This window comes from Aminobacter sp. MSH1, from assembly GCF_003071665.1.
GTDB classification, from domain to species: domain Bacteria; phylum Pseudomonadota; class Alphaproteobacteria; order Rhizobiales; family Rhizobiaceae; genus Aminobacter; species Aminobacter niigataensis.
On sequence record NZ_CP026265.1, the window covers coordinates 538437 to 561346 of the forward strand.

The 22910-nt window shown below is 65.4% G+C and carries 19 protein-coding genes; 11 read left to right on the forward strand and 8 right to left on the reverse strand.

Features of this window, described 5'->3' with window-relative positions; all coding sequences use genetic code 11:
* The first annotated feature begins 125 nt into the window (after positions 1-125).
* The 5 genes from CO731_RS02660 to CO731_RS02680 all read left to right on the forward strand — a co-directional run bounded on the left by CO731_RS02660 (position 126) and on the right by CO731_RS02680 (position 7049).
* Positions 126-2921 carry a [protein-PII] uridylyltransferase gene (locus CO731_RS02660; protein WP_108605838.1) on the forward strand — a complete coding sequence of 932 codons (2796 nt, stop codon included), beginning with the start codon at positions 126-128 and terminating at the stop codon, positions 2919-2921.
* Positions 2922-2967: 46 nt separating this feature from the next.
* The gene (gene murJ, locus CO731_RS02665) at positions 2968-4566 is read left to right on the forward strand and encodes a murein biosynthesis integral membrane protein MurJ (RefSeq protein WP_108605839.1); all 1599 of its coding nucleotides are present in this window, start codon (positions 2968-2970) and stop codon (positions 4564-4566) included.
* 142 nt (positions 4567-4708) lie between these two features.
* Positions 4709-5779 carry a tryptophan--tRNA ligase gene (trpS, locus tag CO731_RS02670; RefSeq protein WP_108605840.1) on the forward strand — a complete coding sequence of 357 codons (1071 nt, stop codon included), beginning with the start codon at positions 4709-4711 and terminating at the stop codon, positions 5777-5779.
* A gap of 81 nt (positions 5780-5860) precedes the next feature.
* Positions 5861-6352 (forward strand): universal stress protein, encoded by a 492-nt coding sequence (locus CO731_RS02675; protein ID WP_108605841.1) that lies wholly within the window; start codon positions 5861-5863, stop codon positions 6350-6352.
* A gap of 121 nt (positions 6353-6473) precedes the next feature.
* The gene (locus CO731_RS02680) at positions 6474-7049 is read left to right on the forward strand and encodes a NifU family protein (protein WP_108605842.1); all 576 of its coding nucleotides are present in this window, start codon (positions 6474-6476) and stop codon (positions 7047-7049) included.
* Between the two features lie 232 nt (positions 7050-7281).
* Here CO731_RS02680 and CO731_RS02685 read toward each other — a convergent pair whose 3' ends face one another.
* The gene (locus tag CO731_RS02685) at positions 7282-7902 is read right to left on the reverse strand and encodes a L,D-transpeptidase (RefSeq protein WP_108605843.1); all 621 of its coding nucleotides are present in this window, start codon (positions 7900-7902) and stop codon (positions 7282-7284) included.
* Between the two features lie 296 nt (positions 7903-8198).
* Here CO731_RS02685 and CO731_RS02690 point away from each other — a divergent pair, with 296 nt between their 5' ends.
* Positions 8199-8699, forward strand: a complete 501-nt coding sequence (locus CO731_RS02690; protein WP_108605844.1) for an MmcB family DNA repair protein — start codon at positions 8199-8201, stop codon at positions 8697-8699.
* 76 nt (positions 8700-8775) lie between these two features.
* Here CO731_RS02690 and CO731_RS02695 read toward each other — a convergent pair whose 3' ends face one another.
* From CO731_RS02695 to CO731_RS02720, 6 genes are all read right to left on the reverse strand, one after another.
* Positions 8776-9336 (reverse strand): ActR/PrrA/RegA family redox response regulator transcription factor, encoded by a 561-nt coding sequence (locus CO731_RS02695; RefSeq protein WP_108605845.1) that lies wholly within the window; start codon positions 9334-9336, stop codon positions 8776-8778.
* Positions 9337-9449: 113 nt separating this feature from the next.
* Positions 9450-10775 carry an ActS/PrrB/RegB family redox-sensitive histidine kinase gene (locus CO731_RS02700; protein WP_108605846.1) on the reverse strand — a complete coding sequence of 442 codons (1326 nt, stop codon included), beginning with the start codon at positions 10773-10775 and terminating at the stop codon, positions 9450-9452.
* 104 nt (positions 10776-10879) lie between these two features.
* A complete protein-coding gene (hrpB, locus tag CO731_RS02705) occupies positions 10880-13339 on the reverse strand; it encodes an ATP-dependent helicase HrpB (protein WP_199914546.1) in 2460 nt (819 codons plus the stop codon).
* Positions 13340-13500: 161 nt separating this feature from the next.
* Entirely contained in the window at positions 13501-14145 is a 645-nt protein-coding gene (locus CO731_RS02710; protein ID WP_108605847.1) for an outer membrane beta-barrel protein, read from the reverse strand.
* A 179-nt stretch (positions 14146-14324) separates the two neighbouring features.
* A complete protein-coding gene (locus tag CO731_RS02715) occupies positions 14325-14534 on the reverse strand; it encodes a hypothetical protein (protein WP_108605848.1) in 210 nt (69 codons plus the stop codon).
* Positions 14535-14685: 151 nt separating this feature from the next.
* Positions 14686-14895 carry a hypothetical protein gene (locus tag CO731_RS02720; protein ID WP_245439586.1) on the reverse strand — a complete coding sequence of 70 codons (210 nt, stop codon included), beginning with the start codon at positions 14893-14895 and terminating at the stop codon, positions 14686-14688.
* Positions 14896-15177: 282 nt separating this feature from the next.
* Here CO731_RS02720 and CO731_RS02725 point away from each other — a divergent pair, with 282 nt between their 5' ends.
* The gene (locus CO731_RS02725; protein ID WP_159091537.1) at positions 15178-15906 is read left to right on the forward strand and encodes a hypothetical protein; all 729 of its coding nucleotides are present in this window, start codon (positions 15178-15180) and stop codon (positions 15904-15906) included.
* 80 nt (positions 15907-15986) lie between these two features.
* On the opposite strand, the gene CO731_RS02730 is transcribed toward CO731_RS02725, so the two are convergent.
* Positions 15987-17096, reverse strand: coding sequence for a Gfo/Idh/MocA family oxidoreductase (locus CO731_RS02730; RefSeq protein ID WP_108605851.1), 1110 nt, complete (start codon positions 17094-17096; stop codon positions 15987-15989).
* 140 nt (positions 17097-17236) lie between these two features.
* On the opposite strand from CO731_RS02730, the gene CO731_RS02735 reads away from it, so the two are divergent.
* From CO731_RS02735 to CO731_RS02750, 4 genes are all read left to right on the forward strand, one after another.
* Positions 17237-18115, forward strand: a complete 879-nt coding sequence (locus tag CO731_RS02735) for a MurR/RpiR family transcriptional regulator (protein ID WP_108605852.1) — start codon at positions 17237-17239, stop codon at positions 18113-18115.
* A gap of 140 nt (positions 18116-18255) precedes the next feature.
* Complete coding sequence (gene ilvD / locus CO731_RS02740) at positions 18256-20097, forward strand: dihydroxy-acid dehydratase (RefSeq protein ID WP_108605853.1); 1842 nt, start codon at positions 18256-18258, stop codon at positions 20095-20097.
* Positions 20098-20338: 241 nt separating this feature from the next.
* Positions 20339-21727, forward strand: coding sequence for a pyridoxal-phosphate dependent enzyme (locus CO731_RS02745; protein ID WP_108609592.1), 1389 nt, complete (start codon positions 20339-20341; stop codon positions 21725-21727).
* A complete protein-coding gene (locus CO731_RS02750) occupies positions 21724-22890 on the forward strand; it encodes a cystathionine gamma-synthase (RefSeq protein WP_108605854.1) in 1167 nt (388 codons plus the stop codon). The genes CO731_RS02745 and CO731_RS02750 overlap by 4 nt, the downstream gene beginning before the upstream one ends.
* The last annotated feature ends 20 nt before the right edge of the window (positions 22891-22910 follow it).

A 22910-nucleotide genomic window follows, 5' to 3' on the forward strand; every position in this document is an offset into this window, starting at 1 on the left:
CGACTGCTCCTGGTCGACGCTCCGGCGAACCTATATCAGCGTGAACTGCAACAGCGCCCGGCCATACCCATGGCGGAAAAATCGCGCTATAGACGCGGCCTCAAGGGCGAGGCCAGCCGAGGCACATGACAGACATTCCGCTCAACCTGGAGCTTCTGATCGACGCGGACGCCTTGCGCCGCGACCTGAGCGCGCTGACCGGCGAGGACGGCAACGGGGCAGACCCGGGAATCAGGGCAACGGCGCTGGCGATGTTCAAGGAGCGCGTCGCCGCCGGCAAGAAGATCGCCGAGGACATGCTGATGGAAGACGAGGGCGGCACCGCCTGCGCCATCCGCATCTCGCACCTGATGGACGAGGTGATTCGCGTCCTCTACGACTTCGCCGTCACCCACGTCTACCGCGCCAAGAACCCGTCGCGGGCCGAGCGCATGGCGGTGGTCGCCGTCGGCGGCTATGGCCGCGGCACCCTCGCCCCGGGCTCCGACATCGACCTGTTGTTCCTGCTGCCCTACAAGCAGACACCGTGGGGCGAGCAGATCGTCGAGTACATGCTCTACATGCTGTGGGACATGGGGCTGAAGGTCGGCCACGCCACCCGCAACATCGACGAGTGCCTGAGGCTTTCGCGCAGCGACATCACCATCCGCACGGCGATCCTGGAAGCCCGCTTCGTGTGGGGCGAACGCAAGCTCTGCGACGAGCTGATCGAGCGCTTCGACAAGGAGCTGGTGAAGGACACCGGGCCCGAATACGTGCAGGCAAAGCTTGCCGAGCGCGACACCCGCCATGCCAAATCGGGCGAAAGCCGCTATCTGGTGGAACCGAACATCAAGGACGGCAAGGGCGGGCTGCGCGACCTGCACACGCTGTTCTGGATCGCCAAATATTATTACCGCGTGCGCACCGGCGCCGAACTGATCAACAAGGGCGTGTTCACGCAAGGGGAATACGGCCAGTTCGTCGAGGCGGAGGATTTCCTCTGGGCGGTGCGCTGCCACATGCATTTCCTGACCGGCAAGCCGGAAGAACGGCTGCATTTCGACATCCAGCGCGAGATCGCCGAGCGGCTGGGCTATACGGTGCAGCCAGGGCTGTCGGCCGTCGAGCGCTTCATGAAGGACTACTTCCTGGTGGCCAAGGAAGTGGGCGACCTGACCCGTATCTTCTGTGCGGCGCTGGAGGAGGAGCAGGCCAAGGACGCGCCCGGTTTCCACGGACTGCTGCAGGGCTTTTCGCGGCGCCGGCGCAAGCTCGCCGGCACCAGCGACTTCATCATCGACAACCAGCGCATCAACGTCGCCGACGACCAGGTGTTCCGGCGCGACCCGGTCAACATGCTGCGCTTCTTCTGGTTCGCCGACCGGCACGGGCTGGAGCTGCATCCCAACGCGCTGAAGCTGCTGACCCGCTCGCTGGGGCTGGTGGACAAGGGGCTGCGCCGCAACGAGGAGGCCAACCGCTACTTCCTCGATATACTGACCTCGGACCGCAATCCCGAGCTCAACCTCAGGCGCATGAACGAGGCGGGACTGCTCGGGCGGCTGATCCCCGACTTCGGCAGGATCGTCGCGATGATGCAGTTCTCGATGTACCACCACTATACGGTCGACGAGCACCTGTTGCGCTGCATCGGCGTGCTGTCCGAGATCGAGCATGGCGACGGCGAGAAGATCCACCCGCTGTCGCACACGCTGATCCCCGGCCTCAAGAAACAGCGCGAGGCGCTGTATGTGGCGGTGCTGCTGCACGACATCGCCAAGGGCCGGCCCGAGGACCATTCGGAGGCCGGCGGCAAGATCGCCCGCCGCATCGGCCCGCATATGGGGCTGTCGCCCGCCGACACCGAGACGGTGGCCTGGCTGGTGGAAAACCATCTCGTCATGTCGATGACGGCGCAGACACGCGACCTCAACGACCGCAAGACCATCGACGACTTCGCCGACGTGGTGCAGTCGGTGGAGCGGCTGAAGCTGCTGCTGATCCTGACCGTGTGCGACATCCGCGGCGTCGGTCCCGGCGTGTGGAACGGCTGGAAGGGCCAGCTGCTGCGCACGCTGTACTTCGAAACGGAGCTTTTGCTGACCGGTGGCTTTTCCGAGCTGTCGCGGGCCGAGCGCACGGCAGCCGCCCGCGAGACGCTGGCCACCGCACTTGGCGACTGGCCGGAGAAGGCCCGCAAGAAGTACGCCAAGCTGCATTACGAGAACTACCTGCTGACCGTCGATCTCGACGACCAGAAGCGCCATGCCGAGTTCATTCGCGGGGCCGACGCGGCCGGCAAGCAGCTGTCGACGATGGTGCGGACGCACGAGTTCGAGGCCGTCACTGAAATCACCATCCTAGCGCAGGATCACCCGCGCCTGCTGTCGGTGATTGCCGGCGCTTGTGCTGCCGCCGGAGGCAACATCGTCGATGCGCAGATCTTCACCACCTCCGACGGACGGGCGCTGGACATCATCCTGATTTCCCGCGAATTCGACCGCGACGAGGACGAACGCCGCCGCGCCGAGCGCGTCGGCCAGCTGATCGAGGACGTGCTTTCGGGCCGGTCCTGGCTGCCGGAGATGATCGCCAAGCGGGCAAAACCCAAGCGCGGCCAAAAGACATTCCGCATCCAGCCGCGCGCCGAAATCCGCAACACGCTTTCGAACCGCTTCTCGGTGGTCGAAGTGGTGGGCCTCGACCGCCCCGGCTTCCTGTCGGAGATCACAGGCGCGCTGTCGGACCTGTCGCTCGACATCGCCTCGGCGCACATCACCACCTTCGGCGAGAAGGTGATCGACACCTTCTACGTCACCGACCTGACCGGCCAGAAGATCGACAACCCGACACGGCTCGAAAACATTCGCACCCGCCTGATCGCCACGCTCGAAGGGCCGAACGCCGATCGCGCCAAGGCCAAAGCGGCGGCGGAATGAGCGCAGCCATTATCCCGCCCAAATCCGCAAGGCATCGTCGCGCCCCATGTCACTGATCAAGAAATTCGCGACGGTCGCCTCGGGCACGCTGATGAGCCGGGCGCTGGGCTTTGCCCGCGAGATGCTGATGGCGGCAGCACTCGGCACCGGCCCGGTGGCCGATGCCTTCTATGCCGCGTTCCAGTTTCCCAACACGTTCCGCCGGCTGTTTGCCGAGGGCGCATTCAACGCCGCCTTCGTGCCGCTGTTTGCCAAGGAAATCGAAGCCAACGGCGTCGAAGGCGCCAAGCGGTTTTCGGAAGAAGTGTTCGGCGTGCTGTTCACCGCGCTGCTGGCGCTGACCATCGCCATGGAACTGGCGATGCCGCTGATCGTGCGCTTCGTCGTCGCGCCCGGTTTCGCCGACAACCCGGAGAAGTTCGACCTGACGGTGGCGCTGGCCACCATCATGTTCCCTTATCTCATCTGCATGTCGCTGGCGGCGATGATGAGCGGCATGCTGAACTCACTGCGCCGCTATTTTGCCGCGGCGGTCGCCCCGGTATTCCTCAACATCATCCTGGTGGGCGTGCTGGCCAACGCCTGGTATCGCGGCCATGACGGGCTGACGGTGGGCTATGCGTTGGCCTGGGGCGTGCTGGCGGCGGGCCTGGTGCAACTTGGCATCGTCTGGATCGCGGTGCGCCACGCCGGCATCGCCATAGGCTTTCGCAGGCCGAAGCTGACGCCCAACGTCAAGCGCCTATTGTGGCTTGCCTTGCCGGCGGCGATCACCGGCGGCATCACCCAGATCAACACGCTGATCGGCACGGCGATCGCCTCCGGACAGGACAGTGCCGTGTCGTCGCTCAACCTTGCCGACCGGGTCTACCAGCTGCCGCTCGGCGTGGTCGGCGTGGCTGTTGCCATCGTTCTCCTGCCGGAGCTGTCGCGGGCGCTGAAATCGGGCAACCTGATCGAGGCCGCCAACCTGCAGAACCGCTCGGTCGAGTTCACGCTGTTCCTGACCTTGCCGGCAGCGGCGGCATTGCTGGTCATCTCGGAGCCGATCGTGCGCGTGCTCTACGAGCGCGGCGCGTTTGCCGCGACCAACAGCACACCGGTGGTGTCGGCGATCTTGGCGATCTTCGGCCTCGGCCTGCCGGCCTTCGTGCTGATCAAGGCATTTACGCCCGGCTTCTTCGCCCGCGAGGACACGCGGACGCCGATGTACTTCGCCGCCATTTCGGTGGCGATCAACATCTCGGTGGCGCTGACACTGTTTCCGTCCTGGGGCGCACCCGGCATTGCTGCGGCCGCTGCCGTGGCAGGCTGGGCCAATGCGGCGATGCTGCTGGGGACCCTGATCTGGCGCGGCCACTGGGACCGCGATGCTGCACTGCTGAAACGCATTCCCCGCCTCGTCATCGCCTCGGCGATCATGGCGGCCGGACTGGGGTTCGCCGCTGGCGAAGCCGAGCAATGGCTTGGCTCCGCGGCGCCCTTCTACACGCAGGCGGCGGCGCTCGCCGTGCTGGTGGCGGGTGCAATGGTGGTCTATTTCGGCGTCGCCTTCGGCATCGGCGGAGCGGATATCGGCATGATCAGGCGCAACATCCGGCGCAATCGCACCAACGCAGCCCCTGCCGCCATCGACCCCGAATGACCGCGACAAGGACGCTGTACTACAGCGCGGCGACAATAGTGCCAGACCAGTCGAGACTTGATCGACGCTTTCGGCTCGTTCATAAGCGCCACTCGAATTTCGCCGCGCGCGAAACGGCCCTCCACAAGCCACGGGATCAATCATGACCGCCGCCTTCAAACCGCTCATCTTCTCCGGCGTCCAGCCGACCGGCAATCTCCATCTCGGCAACTACCTCGGCGCCATCCGCAAGTTCGTCGCCCTGCAGGAAACCAACGAGTGCATCTATTGCGTCGTCGACCTGCATTCGCTGACGGCCCAGCTCGTCCATGACGACCTAGAGGGCCAGACGCGCTCGATCACAGCCGCATTCCTGGCTTCGGGCATCGATCCCAAGAAGCATATCGTCTTCAACCAGGCGCGGGTGCTGCAACATGCAGAGCTTGCCTGGATCTTCAATTGCGTGGCGCGCATCGGCTGGATGAACCGGATGACGCAGTTCAAGGACAAGGCCGGCAAGGACCGCGAGAACGCCTCGCTGGGCCTGCTCGCCTATCCGAGCCTGATGGCCGCCGACATCCTCGTCTACCGCGCCACCCACGTGCCGGTCGGCGACGACCAGAAGCAGCATCTGGAGCTGACGCGCGACATCGCCCAGAAGTTCAACAACGATTTCTCCAGCCGCATCGCCGACCTTGGCATCGGCGTCGAGATGCAGGTGGGCGAAGAGACGGTGAACGGCTATTTCCCGATCACCGAGCCGATCATCGGCGGGCCGGCGGCGCGCATTATGAGCCTGCGCGACGGTTCGAAGAAGATGTCGAAGTCGGACCCTTCCGACCTGTCGCGCATCAACCTGACCGACGATGCCGACACCATCTCGAAGAAGATCCGCAAGGCCAAGACCGATCCGGCACCGCTGCCGAGCGAGCTCGAAGGCCTCAAGGAACGCCCCGAGGCGGAAAATCTCGTCGGAATCTATGCCGGCCTTGCCGACATTTCCAAGGAAGAAGTGCTGCGCCAGTTTTCCGGCCAGCAGTTCTCTGTGTTCAAGCCGGCACTTGCCGACCTCGCCGTCGAGAAGCTGGCGCCGATCGCCGACGAGATGCGCCGCCTGATGGCCGATCCCGGCCATATCGACGCCGTGCTGCGTGACGGCGGCAACCGCGCCCGCGTCATCGCCGAAAAGACGATGAAGGACGTTCGCAACATCATCGGCCTGCTGGGCGACTGAATACGACATCGTCGCCGGCTGCTTGCGGGCGGCCGGCGCCGGTGGCAGATTGCCAACCGAAACCTCGCATCAGGGTAGCACATGGTCTCCAAACGCCTCAGCAAGGAAGCCGGCCACCGGCGCAAGTTCCTGGCGATCATCGACGATACGCCGGAATGCGAGCGCGCAGTCGCCTATGCCTCCAAGCGGGCGCGTAGCACGAACGGCGTCCTGGTGCTGCTCTACGTCATCGAGCCCGACGACTTCCAGCACTGGCTGGGAGTCGAGAAGATCATGCGCGAGGAGGCGACCGCAGCAGCCAATGCCGCCCTCGATTCGCAGGCCGGGCGGGTCCGCGAGACGCTGGGGATCGAGCCCGAACTGGTGGTGCGCGAGGGCCGGCCGGCCGACGAGATCCACAAGCTGATTGAAGACGACCAGGATATCGCTATCCTGGTGCTGGCAGCAGGCGCCGGCAAGGAAGGCCCCGGGCCGCTTGTCGCCTCGATCGCCGGCAAGGGTGCCGCCTTCCCGATCCCGGTGACGGTGGTGCCGCAGAACCTGTCCGACGAGGACATCGACAGCCTGGCCTAATAGGTCGGGCGCAACATATTGGCGCGGAGGCGCGCCAGCGGCTTGAATGTCGGCCGTCTTGAGCCTAATTAGAACTATTCCAAACTGACACTCCCGCGCGCGCGGGCACGGAGACACGTCCATGTTCATCCAGACCGAAGCGACCCCCAATCCGGCGACGCTGAAGTTCCTGCCGGGCAAGGAAGTGCTGCTCGAAGGCACCGCCGATTTCCGCGATGCCGACAGCGCGCGTGCGGCTTCGCCGCTTGCCGGCCGGCTGTTCGACATTCCGGGCGTGACCGGCGTGTTCTTCGGCTACGATTTCATCACCGTCAGCAAGGACGGCCCCGACTGGCAGCACCTGAAGCCGGCGATCCTCGGCTCGATCATGGAACACTTCATGTCGGGCGCTCCCGTGATGGCCGGCCAGGCCGCAGGCGGCGGCGGCCATCATGACGACCAGAACGAATTCTTCGACCAGGCCGACGCCGAGATCGTGGTGACGATCAAGGAGCTGCTCGACACGCGCGTGCGCCCGGCGGTGGCCCAGGACGGCGGCGACATCACCTTCCGCGGCTACGAGAACGGCACCGTGTTCCTGCACATGAAGGGCGCCTGCGCCGGCTGCCCGTCTTCGACGGCAACGCTGAAGCACGGCATCCAGAACCTGCTTCGCCACTTCGTGCCTGAGGTACAGCAGGTCGAACAGATCTCCTGAGGATCTTCGCGAACTCTACTCCGACGGCCATCTGACGCGGCTTTCTGCGCTTCCGGTGCTCACGGACCTGAACGTCCGCTGCGCTCCTGTTCTCGAAATCCAGGCCATATGCCTCGCCGGAGCTAGTTCTCGAAAGACCCTCGCCGTCCACAAGTGACAGCTCAAACAAAAAACCGGGCCAAAGTGCCCGGTTTTTCGTTTGCGACGTCCGTGTTGCCTGGACGGTTCGCAGTTATTGGACGATGACTTTGGCGCCGACTTCGACGCGGTTGTAGAGGTCGATGATGTCCTGGTTCATCAGGCGGATGCAGCCCGAGGACATGGCCTTGCCGATGGAGTTCCATTCCGGCGTGCCATGGAGGCGGTAGCCGGAATCGCCACCCTTGTTGAAGAGGTAGAGCGCCCGGGCGCCGAGCGCGTTCTTCGGACCGCCGGGCATGCCGCCCGACCACTTGGCGAGCTCGGGCTGGCGTTTGATCATTGCGGGCGGCGGCGTCCACACCGGCCATTCGCGCTTCACCGCGATGCGGGCGGTGCCCTGCCACTCGAAACCCTCGCGGCCGACGCCGATGCCGTAGCGCATCGCCTTGCCATCGGGCTGGACGAGGTAGAGGAACTTCTGGCCGGTATCGACGACGACGGTGCCGGGCTTCTCATTGGTTTCGTAGCGCACGATCTGGCGATGGAACTGGCGCGGAACCTTGCTGATCGGGATGGTCGGCAGCTGGTAACCGGCGTCGACGCGGCCACCATAGTCGTTGGAGAACATGCGCGAGACGCCGTCGGTCGAGCAGCCCGCGAGTGCGGTGGTCAGCGCCAGGGCGGCGACAATGGCAAGAGACTTCAATCGCATGTGGGGTTCCCAAGCAAGAGCGGTGTCCGGGCCGATTCGGCCTCATTTTTGCCACCATTCTTACCGGTCGGGCATTTTGCTTGCCAAGAGGCGGAGGCCAGCAAAGCCGCGCTCTCGTTAACGTAACGTCCGGGTTATGGCATTTCGGCAACACGCATCGCGGGAAAAGCCAACAGATTCAACGATAGGGGGCAATGGCGGATTTTGCGTTCGCGCGGAGTCGGATGGCGGAAAACTGTCTGGAATAATCCAACAGACGGGTTCAAAACGTGAACAAATGATGCAATGATTGGTCCATGCCGATCATTTCACCTGTCGCCTCCAACCCTCTGGTCGATGGCCGCCAGTCCGAGCGCGCCATGCTGGTGCGCCGCGGCGTACAGCGCCTGCTGATGCAGATGGGCGCGCATGTGCTGCCCGAACTGTCGCTGGCGACCGGGCGACGCGCCGACCTTGTGGCGCTGACGCGCCAGGGCGACATCTGGATTATCGAGATCAAGTCGTCGATCGAAGACTTCCGCGTCGACCGCAAATGGCCGGAATACCGGCTGCATTCGGACCGCTTCTTTTTCGCCACCCATCCGGAGGTGCCGGCCGGGATTTTCCCCGAGGAATGCGGCTTCATCCTCTCCGACGGCTATGGCGCCGAGATCATGCGCGAGGCACCGGAGCACCGGATCGCGGCGGCGACGCGCAAAGCCCTGATGCTACGCATCGCCCGCGCCGGCGCGGCCCGGCTGCTGGCAGCGGAACTGGCCGGGGTTTCGGTGCCGGTGCTGGAGGGGGAGAGCGAATAGGGAATAGCAGGACGAGAAACGGCGCCCGAAGATCAAGCGCCGCCCACTATTCGCTACTCACTACTCACTATTCGCTTTATCTCGGCGCCCGCTTGGCGAGGATGCGCTGAAGGGTACGGCGGTGCATGTTGAGCCGGCGTGCGGTTTCGGACACGTTGCGTTCACACATCTCGTAGACGCGCTGGATGTGCTCCCAACGGACGCGGTCGGCCGACATCGGGTTTTCCGGGGGCGCTGCGCGCTCGCCGGAGGCGTTGGTCAGTGCGGCATAGACGTCGTCGGCGTCGGCAGGCTTGGAGAGGTAGTCGATGGCACCGAGCTTCACCGCGGTGACGGCGGTGGCGATGTTGCCGTAGCCGGTGAGGATGACGGTGCGGGTGTCTTCACGGCGCTCGCGGATAGCCGAGACGACATCGAGGCCGTTGCCGTCGCCGAGGCGCATGTCGACCACGGCATAGGCCGGTGGATTGGCGCGGACCTTGGCGACCGCTTCCTCGACGCTTTCGGCGGTATCGACGGTAAAGCCGCGGCTTTCCATGGCGCGGGCCAGACGTGTCAGGAAGGGCTTGTCGTCATCGACGAGCAGCAGTGAATGGTCTTCGCCCGGCAATGCGGCCGCAATGTCCTGGGTGGTCATCGCCTTTGATCCTTTTTGTCGTTGATCCCAGTCGTTCTTATCGTTTTTCAAGCAGATATAGGTGCAAAGCCGCGATGTCCAATGCCGGGGCGATGAACACCCCGTTCAAGACCTCATGCAGTGTCGAACATCGTCGTGCCGGCGGGGGCGGGATTGAGGAAGATGGCGCGCGGCCAGGAAATCTCGACAACCGCCCCCTCGCCCGGTCCGTTCGAATTGCTGAAACTGATCTCGGCGCCGGAACGCTCGAGCAGGGTCTTGGCGATGAACAGGCCGAGGCCGAGACCGCCGCCCGGCTCGGCGCCCTGGCGGGTCGACATGTAGGGCTCGCCGATGCGATCGATGATGTCGGCAGGAAAACCCGGGCCGTCGTCGAGGATGCTGAAGGCGACGACGTCGCTGTCCCAGCGCCAGCGCACGGTAACACTGCTGCGGGCGAAGTCGACGGCGTTTTCAACGAGGTTGCCGAGACCGTAGATGACACCGGGGTTGCGATGACCGACCGGCTCGGGCCCGATGCGCTCGCCGGGATCTAGCTTGATGGAGATGCCGAAGTCGCGATGCGGGGCGATGACCTCCTCGACCAGCGAGGTCAGCGGCAGGCGGGCGAGATGTTCCTCGCCCTCGGAGGACAGGCTGGTGAGGCGCTTGAGGATCTCGCGGCAGCGCTCGCTCTGGCTGCGCAGCAGTGTGACGTCCTCGCCATATTTCGGATCGTTGCCGAGCGCGCGTTCCATCTCCTTGGCGACCAGCGTGATGGTGGCGAGCGGCGTGCCGAGCTCATGCGCGGCGGCGGCGGCGAGGCCGTCGAGCGCCGACAGATGCTGCTCGCGCTGAAGCACCAGCTCGGTGGCGGCGAGCGCATTGGCGAGCAGGCGGGCCTCGTCGGCGACGCGAAAGGCATACATGGCAGTGAAGGCAATCGAGCAGCACACCGCGATCCAGATGCCCGATGTGTAGATGAACGGCATCGCCAGCACGATGCCCTCATACCAGGGCAACGGCAGGTGGAAGAAGGCAAGCAGGCTGACCATGACGATGACCAGAACAGCCAGCATGGCGGTCAGCCGCAGTGGCAGCGACGTCGCCGAGATAACGACGGGCACCGTCATCAACAGCGAGAACGGATTGGTGAGGCCGCCGGTGATGAACAGCAGGCCGGCGAGTTGCAAGCTGTCGAAGGTGAGGATTGCGAAGGCGGCGAAGGGGTTGAGGCGCTGGGTGGCCGGATAGCGGAAGGCGAGGAACAGGTTGAGCCAGGCGGAACTGGCGATGAGCGCGAAACACAGGCTGACCGGCAGGGGGAACTCCAGCCAGTAGGCGACCACCACGACGGTGAAGCTCTGGCCGACGATCGCCAGCCAGCGCAGGCGGATCAGCGTGTTGAGCCGCAGCCGGTGGCTGTGCTGGAGGTCGGGGGTGCGGGTCAGCGAGTTCATGCCAGCTATATGCGCTGCAAGGCGCGCCCGCGCCAAGTGCCCGTGCACGGTCTTTTCTGAAAACCAGTATCAACGGCTCCGCAAACCTTCGGTTCGGGTCGGCATCACGTGCCGCGCGGCTTGGCGCGGGCGGTGGCCTGTGCCTCCAGCGGGTTGTCCGGCCAGACATGCCGGGGGTAGCGGCCGCGCATGTCGGAGCGGACATCGGCCCAGGAGCCGCGCCAGAAGCCGGGCAGGTCGCGCGTCGTCTGGATCGGGCGATGGGCCGGCGACAACAGTTCCAGGGTGAGCGGCACTGTGCCGCCAGCGATCGAGGGATGCTTGTCCATGCCGAACAGCTCCTGCACGCGCACGGCCAGCACCGGCCATTCGCCATCGTAGCGGATCGGCACATGGCTGCCGGACGGTGCTGTGAAATGCGTCGGGGCAAGCGAGGCGATCTTGCGCTGGAGGTCGTGCGGGACGAGCGACATCAGGCCATCGTGCAGGACGCCCGCGCCGATGCGGGCAAAGGTCGCCTCGCCGCGCAGGTAGGGCAGCAGCCAATCCTCGAGGCGGGCAAGCAGGGCTTCGTCCGACATGTCGGGCCAGGGATCGCCGAGGCCGCGATGCAGCCAGGTGAGGCGCTGGCGCAGCGTCTCGACCTCCTTGCCCCAGTCGAGCAGGTCGAGGCCGTGGGCGCGGAGCGCTTCGAGAATGGCGCGATCGGCCTCTTCGCCCCTGGGCGCCGGCAGCATGCGTTCGGACAGGGTGACGGCGCCGAGGCGGACCGTTTCGCGCACGCGTACCGAGCGTTTTTCCCTGTCGAAGGCGGCCTGGGTTTTGCGCTCCAGATGCGAGGCAAGGACGGTGCGGATGTCGGCTTCGGAAACCGCGGCGGCGGACGAAATACGGGCGTTCTGCGCCTTGCCCTGGAGATCGGCGACGACGAGATACTGTTCGCCGGCGAGCGGATCGGCGGCGTCGACGGCGGCACCGCTGCCGTTGGCGAGCACAAAGCGGCCGCGCTCGCCACGCGCTTTGGCGACGCGGTCAGGCCAGGCGAGGAGAAGAAGCGCGCCGGGGATGGGTGCACCTGACGGCTGCGCACCGTTGCCAGCCTGCCGCGCCAACCGCTCGGCCAGTTGCCGGGCAGCGTTGGCGCGGGGCGAGCGCTCGTTGCGGAAACGCTGCAGCCGGCGTTCGAGGTCGGCACTGTCGCCGCCGAGGCCGCGCTCGGTCATCAGCACGGCGAGCTGCGCGGCCTCCGGCCCGGCACCCTGGCGCGCGGCTTCGGCGACCATGTGGGCGAGGCGGACGGGCAGCGCGAGCCTGCGCATCGCCTGGCCTGAAGCAGTCAGGCGGCCGTCGGTGTCGATGGCGTCGAGTTCGGCCAGAAGCGCCCTCGCCTCGGCCAGCGCCGGTGCCGGTGGAGCGTCGAGGAAAGAAAGCGAGGTCGGATCGGCGACGCCGAAGGCAGCACAGTCGAGCAGGAAACCGGACAGGTCGGCCTCCAGGATTTCGGGCGGCGAAAATGCCGGAAGTGCCGCCGTCTGTTCGGCGCGCCAGAGGCGGATGGCGATGCCCGGGCTGGTGCGGCCGGCGCGGCCGGCGCGCTGGTCGGCGGCTGCACGCGAGGCGCGCACGGTCTCCAGCCGGGTCAGCCCGCTCGACGGCTCGTATCTGGGCAGGCGCGACAGGCCGGAATCGATAACGACGCGGACGTCGTCGATGGTGATCGAGGTCTCGGCAATGGCGGTGGCGAGCACGACCTTGCGGCGACCGGCAGGCGCCGGCCTGATTGCCGCGTCCTGGGCTTTGCCGTCGAGCATGCCGTAGAGCGGCACGACGTCCACATCGGCGCTAACGCGGCCTTCAAGACGTTCGGCGGTGCGCTCGATCTCGCGCTGGCCGGGCAGGAACGCGAGCACGCTACCCGGCTCATCGGCAAGGGCGCCGCGGATCGCCTTGGCCATCGCGTCCTCGATGGCTGTGCCTGCCGGGCGTTCGTCGTAGCGGATCTCGACCGGGAAGCTGCGGCCCTGGCTCTCGATCACCGGGGCGCCATCCAACAACTTCGCCACCCGCGCACCGTCGAGTGTGGCAGACATGACGATGAGCCGGAGGTCCGGGCGCAACGCGCCCTGCACGTCGAGCGCCAGCGCCAAGCCGAAATCGCCGTCGAGCGAGCGCTCGTGGAACTCGTCGAACAGCACGGCGGCCACACCAGGCAGTTCGGGATCGTCGAGGATCATGCGGGCAAGCACGCCCTCGGTGACGACAAGAATCCTGGTCTTCGGTCCGACCTTGTTTTCCATGCGCATGGCATAGCCGACGATACCGCCCGGCTCCTCGCCGAGCAGCGAAGCCATGCGGCGGGCGGCGGCGCGGGCGGCGAGCCGGCGCGGTTCGAGCAGGATGATCGTGCCGTCGCCGCGCCAGGGGGCATCGAGCAGCGCCAAGGGCACCAGCGTGGTCTTGCCGGCGCCGGGCGGGGCGACCAGCACGGCGCTGCTGCCGGACGCTAGGGCCTCGGCAAGTTGCGGCAGGACCGCCGAAACCGGCAGGTCGGGGAGCTTGGTCATCAGGTTCGTTCCGGGCCATCTGCGCCGCGCAGGCGGCCAGGCCGCAATATCAGCGCAAGCCGGCATCAGGCAACAACGGCATCCCGGCCAATTTCAGCGTGCAGGCCGCGCGGGGATGAGCTGGCATCAGGCCAGTTGCACCAGCCGAAGCCAGCGGGCATCTAGAACCTGACGTTCAGGCCGATAGTGCCTGTCGTGAAATCGGCGTCGACAGTGTGCCCCGTCACATTGAGCACCTGCGGAAAGGTTTGCGCCTCAAGGACGAAATGACGGACCTCGAAGCTGATCGAGGCTTTTTCCGCAAACGCATATTCCGCGCCGCCGCCGACGGCATAGCCGGAGTGCGTGCGCCGGGGGTAGGAGACGTCGATGGACGCAAAGGAGTCGTAGTCGTGCTGGATGCCGACCAGCGCCCCGCCGGCAGTGCCGTAGACCAGTGCACGGCCAAACGCCAGGCCGAACTGGGCGTTGGCTGTTGCCAGCCAGTCCACGTTGAACCGGGCGTGATTGAAGCTGCCCACTATGCCCTTGACGTTGCCCAGGGCTCCGTCCACCGACACACCCATGACCGCCGCGCCGTACTGGTAGCGATAGCCGGCTTTCAGGCCGGCAAGGCCGCCATCGATAGCTCCCATGTCGGGAACGCCAACGGGAACGTTGGCATAAGTCGCATCGCCATTGGCGCCACCAGCAAAGGCGCCGACATAGGCGCCAGACCAGTCGACAGCGGCCTGCCTTGCGTCCTGCGCAAAAGCCGACCCGGCAGCCACGACCATGGAAGCCGAGGCAACGGCAAGACGTTTCATGGTTCCCCCTCAGACGACAGCAAGTCGAATCTGTCTGGTTGGACTGGATACAGCCGCGATCTTAGGTGTCAACAAGTAGTACAGCTCAGATTGTACCTGCAGCAATTGAATGGAGCTTCCTGTCACATTCGGTCGCCAAGGCAGTGCTCATCGCGACCCTTTCTTTGCCGGAATGAAGCTTAACGTGATGCATCCTTGACGGTAACAGAGGGGTCCGTGGCAGAATTTTGCGCGTCCCTCGTCTGCGCAGCGTCGAGAAGCGCCAGCGGCACCAGCGTGGTCTTGCCGGCGCCGGGCGGGGCGACAAGCACGGCGCTATTGCCGGACGCCAGGGCCTCGGCAAGTTGCGGCAGGACCGCCGAAACCGGCAGGTCGGGGAGCTTGGTCATCAGGTTCGTTCCGGGCCATCTGCGCCGCGCAGGCGGCCCGGCCGCAATATCAGCGGATGTGGGGATCAGGCAATGTCGCGTGCGAGGCCCGCTGGCTCGTCTCGCGGCCTGCGCACCTGGGTGCGGGCTGCTTTCAGCTCCGATCCCGGGCTCAGGCCGCGCTCTTTCCACGGCGTTCCCTGGTCTTTTCCGCCGTGTTTTTCTGATCGATGTCGCTCAGCAGAGCGCAGGCGATCGACGCCTCGGACTTGGTCAGGCCGATGAGCGGAGCAAAGCCGAGCATGGCGGGCTCCTCGGTCATGGTGTCCCAGACGGTCCAGAGATCGGATGGGTCCAGGACCAGTTCGTAACGCTTGTCCATCATGCGCCTCCTCGCGAATCATGAATGATCGGGCATGAACCGGTGTGACTGGCGCTGGTGAAGGAAAGATAAGTATTAACAACAGGATAAGATTAAAATTGTAGCGAGCTCGCCTGCCAGCGAAGCCCAGGGAACGGTGGACCGGGTTGCCAGGAGCGACCCGGTGAATGCCGACCGCGAAGCGTCACAATCGTTAGCCAAGTGTGATCCAGCGGCCCTTTCATTGCCCGAAACGGACAATATGTGACGGCTCCCTGACAGTTTTGCGACAGGAGAGGGTCCGTGGCGCAGATGATGCATCCAGCAGTTGGCAACGTCGCCATGGGACCATGGCGTGACCATTTCCGCTTCCTGGCCTGTGCGCTGGCGCTCGTCGGCGCAGTCACCGTCGCCTCGGCGCTCGCGGCGATCATTGCGCCCGGAATCCGCTCGCTGCTGCTGCAGGAGGACGGCATCATCGAGATGGGCACCGTGCTTTTCCTCGGGGCAGCCGTGCTCGGAGCGGGTGCCGCAACGGCGCTGCGGGGACCGCGCGTGCCGCTGGTGCTGGCGGGCCTGATTGCCCTCGCCGAACTTCTTGATGAAACCAGCTTCGGCTCGCGGCTGTTCGGGTTCCAGCCCTTGACGCTCTATGGCGGCGGGCAGCTCGACGGTTTCCACGACCTGTTGATCCTGGCGTTCCGGCTGTTGCAGCAGGTCAGCCACAACCTCGCCTGGCTGCTGGTCGTGCTGATGCTCGCGGTATCAGTGGGGCTCTCGTTGTTCGCCCTGCGCCAGATCGCGCGCAACATGGGCGGAGCGACGACATGGCTCTCGGGCCACGCCCTGCTTTTCCTGCATGTCAGCTTCATCGGGTTGGCGCAGGTCATCGACATCGCTGCATCGTCGCGCGCGCTTGCCGCCGTCGAGGAAGTGCTCGAACTCAACGCGGCGATATTGCTGGCGTTTTATGTGGCACAGCAGGGGTGGGAGGTGTCCACCCGACACATTCGGCCAAGTGGGACGCATTGAAGCGCCCCCTCTCCGTCACGGCTTTGCTGTGACACCTCTCCCCCACTGCGTGGGGGCGAGGAACCCAAGCTGGAGTCTTTCTACCTCACCTTCACCCACTTCTGCTCGGCAAACGACTGCGCCATCGCATGCACGGTGCGCTCGATCTCCAGGCCCTCGTCGAAGTCGATAACGCGCGCCGGCTGGCCGGCGATGCGGGCGAGGAGTTCGCGGCATTCGATGGTCTTGAGATCGTTGAAGCCTAGTCCGTGCCCGGGGGCGGGGATGAACTTGCCGTAGGGCTCGTGGACGGGGGCGGCGAGGATGGTGCGATAACCCTGCTCGGTCGCACGGTCCGAGGTGATGTAGAGCTGGATCTCGTTGAAACGCTCCTGGTCGAAGACGATCGAGCCCCTGGAGCCGAATATCTGGACCTGGATGCGGCCCTTGCGGCCCCAGGCCGAGCGGTTGACCAAAAGCGTTCCGGAGACGCCGTTGTCGAGATGGATCAGGCTCGAGGCGATGTCGTAGGTCTCGACCGCGCGGCGGCCGCCGCCCGTTACCTGCCGATCCGGATAGGGTTTTGCCATGTCGCACATGACGCGCTCGACCCGGCCGAAGAGTGCCGAAATCAATGACAGCGGATGGACGGCAAAGTCGTCGAGCGCGCCGTAGCCTGATGTCGCCTCGTGCTTCCAGAAGAACGGAGCGTCGGGATCGGCCATGAAGTCCTCGTCCATCTCGACGCGGAGATGGTTGACCTCGCCGATGACCTTCTCGTCGAGCAGCTGGCGGATGTGGCGGATGGCCGGGCTCTGGATGTAGTTGTAGCCGAGTACCGCTGTCTTGCCCGACTTGCGGGCGGCGGCGGCCATGGCTTCGGCCTCTGCGAGCGTCGGCGCCATCGGCTTTTCGCACCACAGGTGCTTGCCGGCTTCGAGGATGGCGATGGCCATCTCGGGATGGAACTGGTTGGGCGTGGTCAGCGAGACGATCTCGACCTCGGGATCGGCGACGACAGCGCGCCAGTCGCCCGAGGATTTCTCGAAACCGAGCTCGGTGGCGCGGATCGCGGCGAGGCCGGCATTGGCCTCGCCGAGATGGACGAGCCTGACCTTCTCCACGTCGCCGAACACCGTGCGCACCGAATTCCATGCCAGCGCATGGCACTTGCCCATGAAGCCGGTTCCGATAAGACCTACACCTGTCACTTCACGCTCTCCCGGTTTATAGAATGGGCATTTGCCGTTGACGGATTGAATAGTCGAATTTTGGCGAAAATGGAACATACGGTTCATTTTATTTGGACAGCCCGTGGCGGCGGCGCTATGGTGGAATAGGCGGAGGCGGAATGGACGACATGGCGGACACGGTTTCGGAGGCACTGCCGCGCGATTTCGAGGCGCTGAGGGCGCTGATCCTCGACCGCCGCGAAGGCCTGCCCAAGCGCATCGCCCAGGTGGCCGCCTATGCGCTCGACAATCCCGACGAGATCGCCTTCGGCACCGCCGCCAGCATCGCGAGCTCGGCCGGGGTGCAGCCCTCGACCCTGATCCGCTTCGCCCAGCATCTCGGCTATGACGGATTCACCAGCCTGCAGCAGGTGTTCCGCGAACGATTGAGGGAGCGGACGACCTCCTATGAAGAGCGGCTGACCGTGGTGCGCGGCGAGGCCGACGACGGCACCAGCAACCGCCGCATCGTCGACGGCTTCCTGGCCGCGGCCAGCAAATCGATCGACGTGATGTCGCGCAATCTCGACGACGAGACATTGGACCGCGCCATCGACCTGCTGAACGGCGCCGAGACCATCTACATTCTCGCCCGCCGCCGCTCCTACCCCGTCGCCAGCTACATCGCCTATGCGCTCGGCAAGCTTGGCGTGCGCAGCCAGCTGATCGAATCCGCCTCGGGCCTGAGCCCCGAGATCATCTCGTTTGCCAGTTCCAGGGATGCGGTGATCGCCATCAGCTTCTCGCCCTACGCCTCGGCGACGGTGGAGGAGGCACGGATACTTTCGGCGAACAACGTGCCCGTCATCGCCATCACCGACAGCGCATTCTCGCCGCTGGCGCAGTTCGCCAAGGTCTGGTTCGAGGTCGCCGAGGCCGATTTCGGCGGCTTCCGCTCGCTGGCCGCGACCATGGCTCTGGCGATGGGACTGACCGTCGGCGTGGCCGAGCTCAGGCGCGGCCGCAAAGGCAAGAAATCAGCCAATTCGAAGGGTTGAACCACCGCTGTGGTGCGCTGGACGCATGGCAGCTTCCCGCTGTCGGCATGCCAGAATGCCCTTGAGGTGGAAAATAGTTGACGCAGGGGCGATAGTGGCTCAATCCCACTGTTAGCCATCTATTGTATGAGAGAGCCCCCATGCCTGCTTATCGTTCGCGCACCACCACCCACGGCCGCAACATGGCGGGCGCGCGTGGCCTATGGCGCGCCACCGGCATGAAGGACACCGATTTCGGCAAGCCGATCATCGCCGTGGTCAACTCCTTCACCCAGTTCGTGCCGGGCCACGTCCACCTCAAGGACCTCGGCCAGCTCGTCGCCCGCGAGATCGAGGCGGCCGGCGGCGTGGCCAAGGAGTTCAACACCATCGCCGTCGACGACGGCATCGCCATGGGCCATGACGGCATGCTCTACTCGCTGCCGAGCCGCGAGATCATCGCCGACAGCGTCGAATACATGGTCAACGCGCATTGCGCCGACGCCATGGTCTGCATCTCCAACTGCGACAAGATCACGCCCGGCATGCTGATGGCCGCGATGCGCCTCAACATCCCGGCGGTGTTCGTTTCCGGCGGTCCTATGGAGGCCGGCAAGGTGGTGCTCGGTGGCAAGAACGTCGCGCTCGACCTGGTCGACGCCATGGTCGCGGCCGCCGACGACAAGGTTTCGGACGAGGACGTCAAGATCATCGAGCGCTCGGCATGCCCGACCTGCGGCTCGTGCTCGGGCATGTTCACCGCCAATTCGATGAACTGCCTGACCGAAGCGCTTGGCCTGTCGCTGCCCGGCAACGGCTCGACGCTGGCGACGCATGCCGACCGCAAGCGCCTGTTCGTCGAAGCCGGCCACCTGATCGTCGACCTCGCACAGCGTTATTACGAGCAGGACGACGAAAGCGTTTTGCCGCGCAATATTGCCTCGAAAGGCGCGTTCGAAAACGCCATGGCGCTAGACATCGCCATGGGCGGGTCGACCAACACCGTGCTGCACATCCTGGCCACGGCACATGAAGGCGAGATCGATTTCGACCAGGACGACATCGACGCGCTGTCGCGCAAGGTGCCGGTGCTGTGCAAGGTGGCTCCGGCCAAGGCCGACGTGCACATGGAAGACGTCCACCGCGCCGGCGGTATTTTTGCCATCCTCGGCCAGCTCGACAAGGCCGGCCTGCTTAACCGCGACCTGCCAACGGTGCACACCGCAACGATCGGCGAAGCCATCGACCATTGGGACACCTCGCGGACCAAGAGCCAGGCAGTGCGCGACTTCTACCTCGCTGCTCCCGGCGGCGTGCCGACGCAGACGGCCTTCAGCCAGGACCGGCGCTGGGACGACCTCGACCTCGACCGGGAAAAGGGCGTCATCCGCTCGGCCGAACATGCCTTCTCCAAGGACGGCGGCCTGGCCATACTCAAGGGCAACATCGCGCGCGACGGCTGCGTGGTGAAGACAGCCGGCGTCGACGAGTCGATCCTCAAGTTCTCCGGCCCGGCACGGGTGTTCGAGAGCCAGGACGCTTCCGTCAAGGCGATCCTCGCCAACGAGGTCAAGGCCGGCGACGTGGTGGTGATCCGCTACGAGGGCCCGAAGGGCGGCCCCGGCATGCAGGAGATGCTCTACCCGACCAGCTACCTCAAGTCGAAGGGCCTGGGCAAAGCCTGCGCGCTTCTGACCGACGGCCGCTTCTCGGGCGGCACCTCGGGCCTGTCGATCGGCCACGTCTCGCCTGAGGCGGCAAATGGCGGCACGATCGGACTGGTGCGCGAGGGTGACATCATCGACATCGACATCCCCAACCGCACCATCAGCCTGCGCGTCGACGAGGCCGAGCTGGCCACCCGCCGCGCCGAGCAGGACGCCAAGGGCTGGAAGCCGGTCGAACTGCGCAAGCGCAAGGTGACCAAGGCACTGAAGGCCTATGCCGCCTTCGCCACCTCGGCCGACCGCGGCGCCGTGCGCGATCTCGGCGACTTCGAATAGCATACTTCTCCGCGCCGCGGCGCGGCCAGAACCAGACATGCAGCCGCCCGCCCGGTCAGCCGACCCGGCGGGCGGAACATTTTCGGGCATACGGGAATTTCCTTCTCAAGCATCGCCCGGAAACGAAATCGCCTGCCTTTGTTCGCAGGGGCCTGCGCCGGTAAATGCGGCCAGATCCGGCGGATGTCCCGACCGGCTGAGATGCGATATGTTCAGCACCCTGCCCGAGGGAGACGCCGCCATGAGCCGCCTGCACCCGCCCTTCAGGTCCGTGCTCGAGTTGATCGGCAACACGCCGGTCGTCGAGCTGACGCAATTCGACACCGGGCCCTGCCGGCTGTTCATCAAGCTCGAAAGCCAGAACCCCGGCGGCTCGATCAAGGACCGCATCGCGCTGTCGATGATCGCGGCGGCCGAGCGCGAGGGCAAGCTGAAGCGCGGCGGCACCATCGTCGAGGCGACCGCCGGCAATACCGGGCTGGGGCTGGCGCAAGTCGGCATCCCCAAGGGCTACCGGATCATCCTCGTGGTGCCCGACAAGATGTCGCGCGAGAAGATCCAGCACCTGCGCGCGCTCGGCGCCGAGGTCCGGCTGACGCGCTCGGACGTGGGCAAAGGACATGCCGAATATTACCAGGACATGGCCGAGAAGATCGCCGCCGAGATTCCCGGCTCGTTCTACGTCAACCAGTTCGCCAATCCGGCTAACCCCGAGGCGCATGAGACGACGACCGGACCGGAGATCTGGGACCAGCTCGAAGGCGACGTCGACGCGGTGGTGGTCGGCGTCGGCTCCGGCGGCACGCTGACCGGGCTGGGCCGGTTCTTCGCCAAGGTCTCGCCCAAGACCGAGATGGTACTGGCCGATCCAGTCGGCTCGGTGCTGGCGCCGCTGGTCAAGACCGGCAAGATGGAGGAAGCCGGCAGCTGGACGGTCGAAGGCATCGGCGAGGACTTCGTGCCGCCGAATGCCGACCTGTCGCTGGTGAAGAAGGCCTATTCGGTCAACGACAAGGCAAGCATGCTGGCGGTGCGCGACCTGCTCGCCAAGGAAGGCATCCTGGCTGGCTCGTCGTCGGGCACGCTCTTGTCGGCAGCACTGCGCTACTGCCGCGAGCAGAAGACGCCGAAGCGGGTGGTGACCTTCGTCTGCGACAGCGGCAACAAGTATCTCTCCAAGGTGTTCGACGACTTCTGGCTGGCCGAACAGGGGCTGGCCGAGAAGGAGCAGCATGGCGACCTGAGCGACCTCGTGGCGCGCTCGCATCGCGAAGGCGGCACGGTGTTCGTCGGCCCCGAGGACAATTTGCTCACCGCCTATGGGCGGATGCGGCGTGGGGACGTGTCGCAGCTGCCAGTGCTGGAAGACGGCAAGCTCGTCGGCATCATCGACGAGGGCGACATCCTGTCCAAGGTCGATGGCCCCTATGACAGCCGCTGGAACCGCTTCAACGCGCCCGTCTCGACCGCCATGGCGAAGGACCTGCACACGCTGCAGGCCAACCAGACGCTCGATGCGCTGCTGCCGATTTTCGACCGCAACGAAGTGGCGATCGTGTTCGACGGCGAAGAATTCGTCGGGCTGATCACCCGGGTCGACCTCATCAACCACCTCAGGCGGACAAAATGACGACACAGAAGAACCGGCTGGCATTTTCGACGCGCACCATCCATGGCGGCCAGAGCCACGACCCGACCACGGGGGCCGTCATGGTGCCGATCTACGCGACGTCGACCTACGGCCAGCAGAGCCCGGGCGTGCACAAGGGTTTTGAATACGCCCGCAGCCAGAACCCGACGCGCTTTGCCTTCGAACGCGCCATCGCCGACCTCGAAAGCGGTTCAGCCGGCTTTGCCTTCGCCTCCGGGCTGGCGGCGATCAGCACGGTGTTCGAACTGCTGGATAGCGGCGCGCATATCGTCGCCACCGACGACATCTATGGCGGCACGTTCCGGCTGCTCGAACGGGTGCGCAAACGCTCGGCCGGGCTGCAAGTGACGTTCGTCGACTTCACAGACCTTGCCGCCGTCAAAGCCGCGATCCGGCCAGAAACCAAGATGCTGTGGGTCGAGACACCGACCAACCCGCTGCTGCGCGTCGTCGACCTCGAAGGCGTGGCGGCTCTCGCCAAGCGCAAGGGCGTGCTGTCGGTCGCCGACAACACCTTCTGCAGCCCCTATCTGCAGCGGCCGCTGGAGCTCGGCATCGACATCGTCGTGCACTCGACGACCAAATATCTCAACGGCCATTCCGACATGGTGGGCGGCTGCGTGGTGGTGGGCGACAACAAGGAACTGCGCGACCAGCTGAAGTTCCTGCAGAACGCCATCGGCGCGATCTCGGGGCCGTTCGACAGCTTCCTCGCCCTGCGCGGCATCAAGACGCTGGCGCTGCGCATGGAGCGCCATTCGCAGAACGGGGCCAAGATCGCGCGCTGGCTGGAAGGCCGCAAGGACGTGCGCCGGGTGATCTATCCAGGACTGGAAAGCCATCCGCAGCACGCCATCGCCAAGGCGCAGATGTTTCATTTCGGCGGCATGATCACGGCCGAACTCGACCGCGATCTCGCCGGCACCAAGCGCTTCCTCGAACGCACCCAGCTGTTCACGCTGGCCGAAAGCCTCGGCGGGGTGGAGAGCCTGATCGAGCACCCGGCGCTGATGACGCATGGCTCGATTCCGGCGGAAAAGCGCGCCGAGATCGGCATCTCGGATTCTCTGGTGCGGCTGTCGGCCGGCATCGAGGACGGCGACGACCTGATCGCCGACCTGGAGCAGGCGCTGGCGGGGTGAGCCGGCAAGGCGCTTGGGCG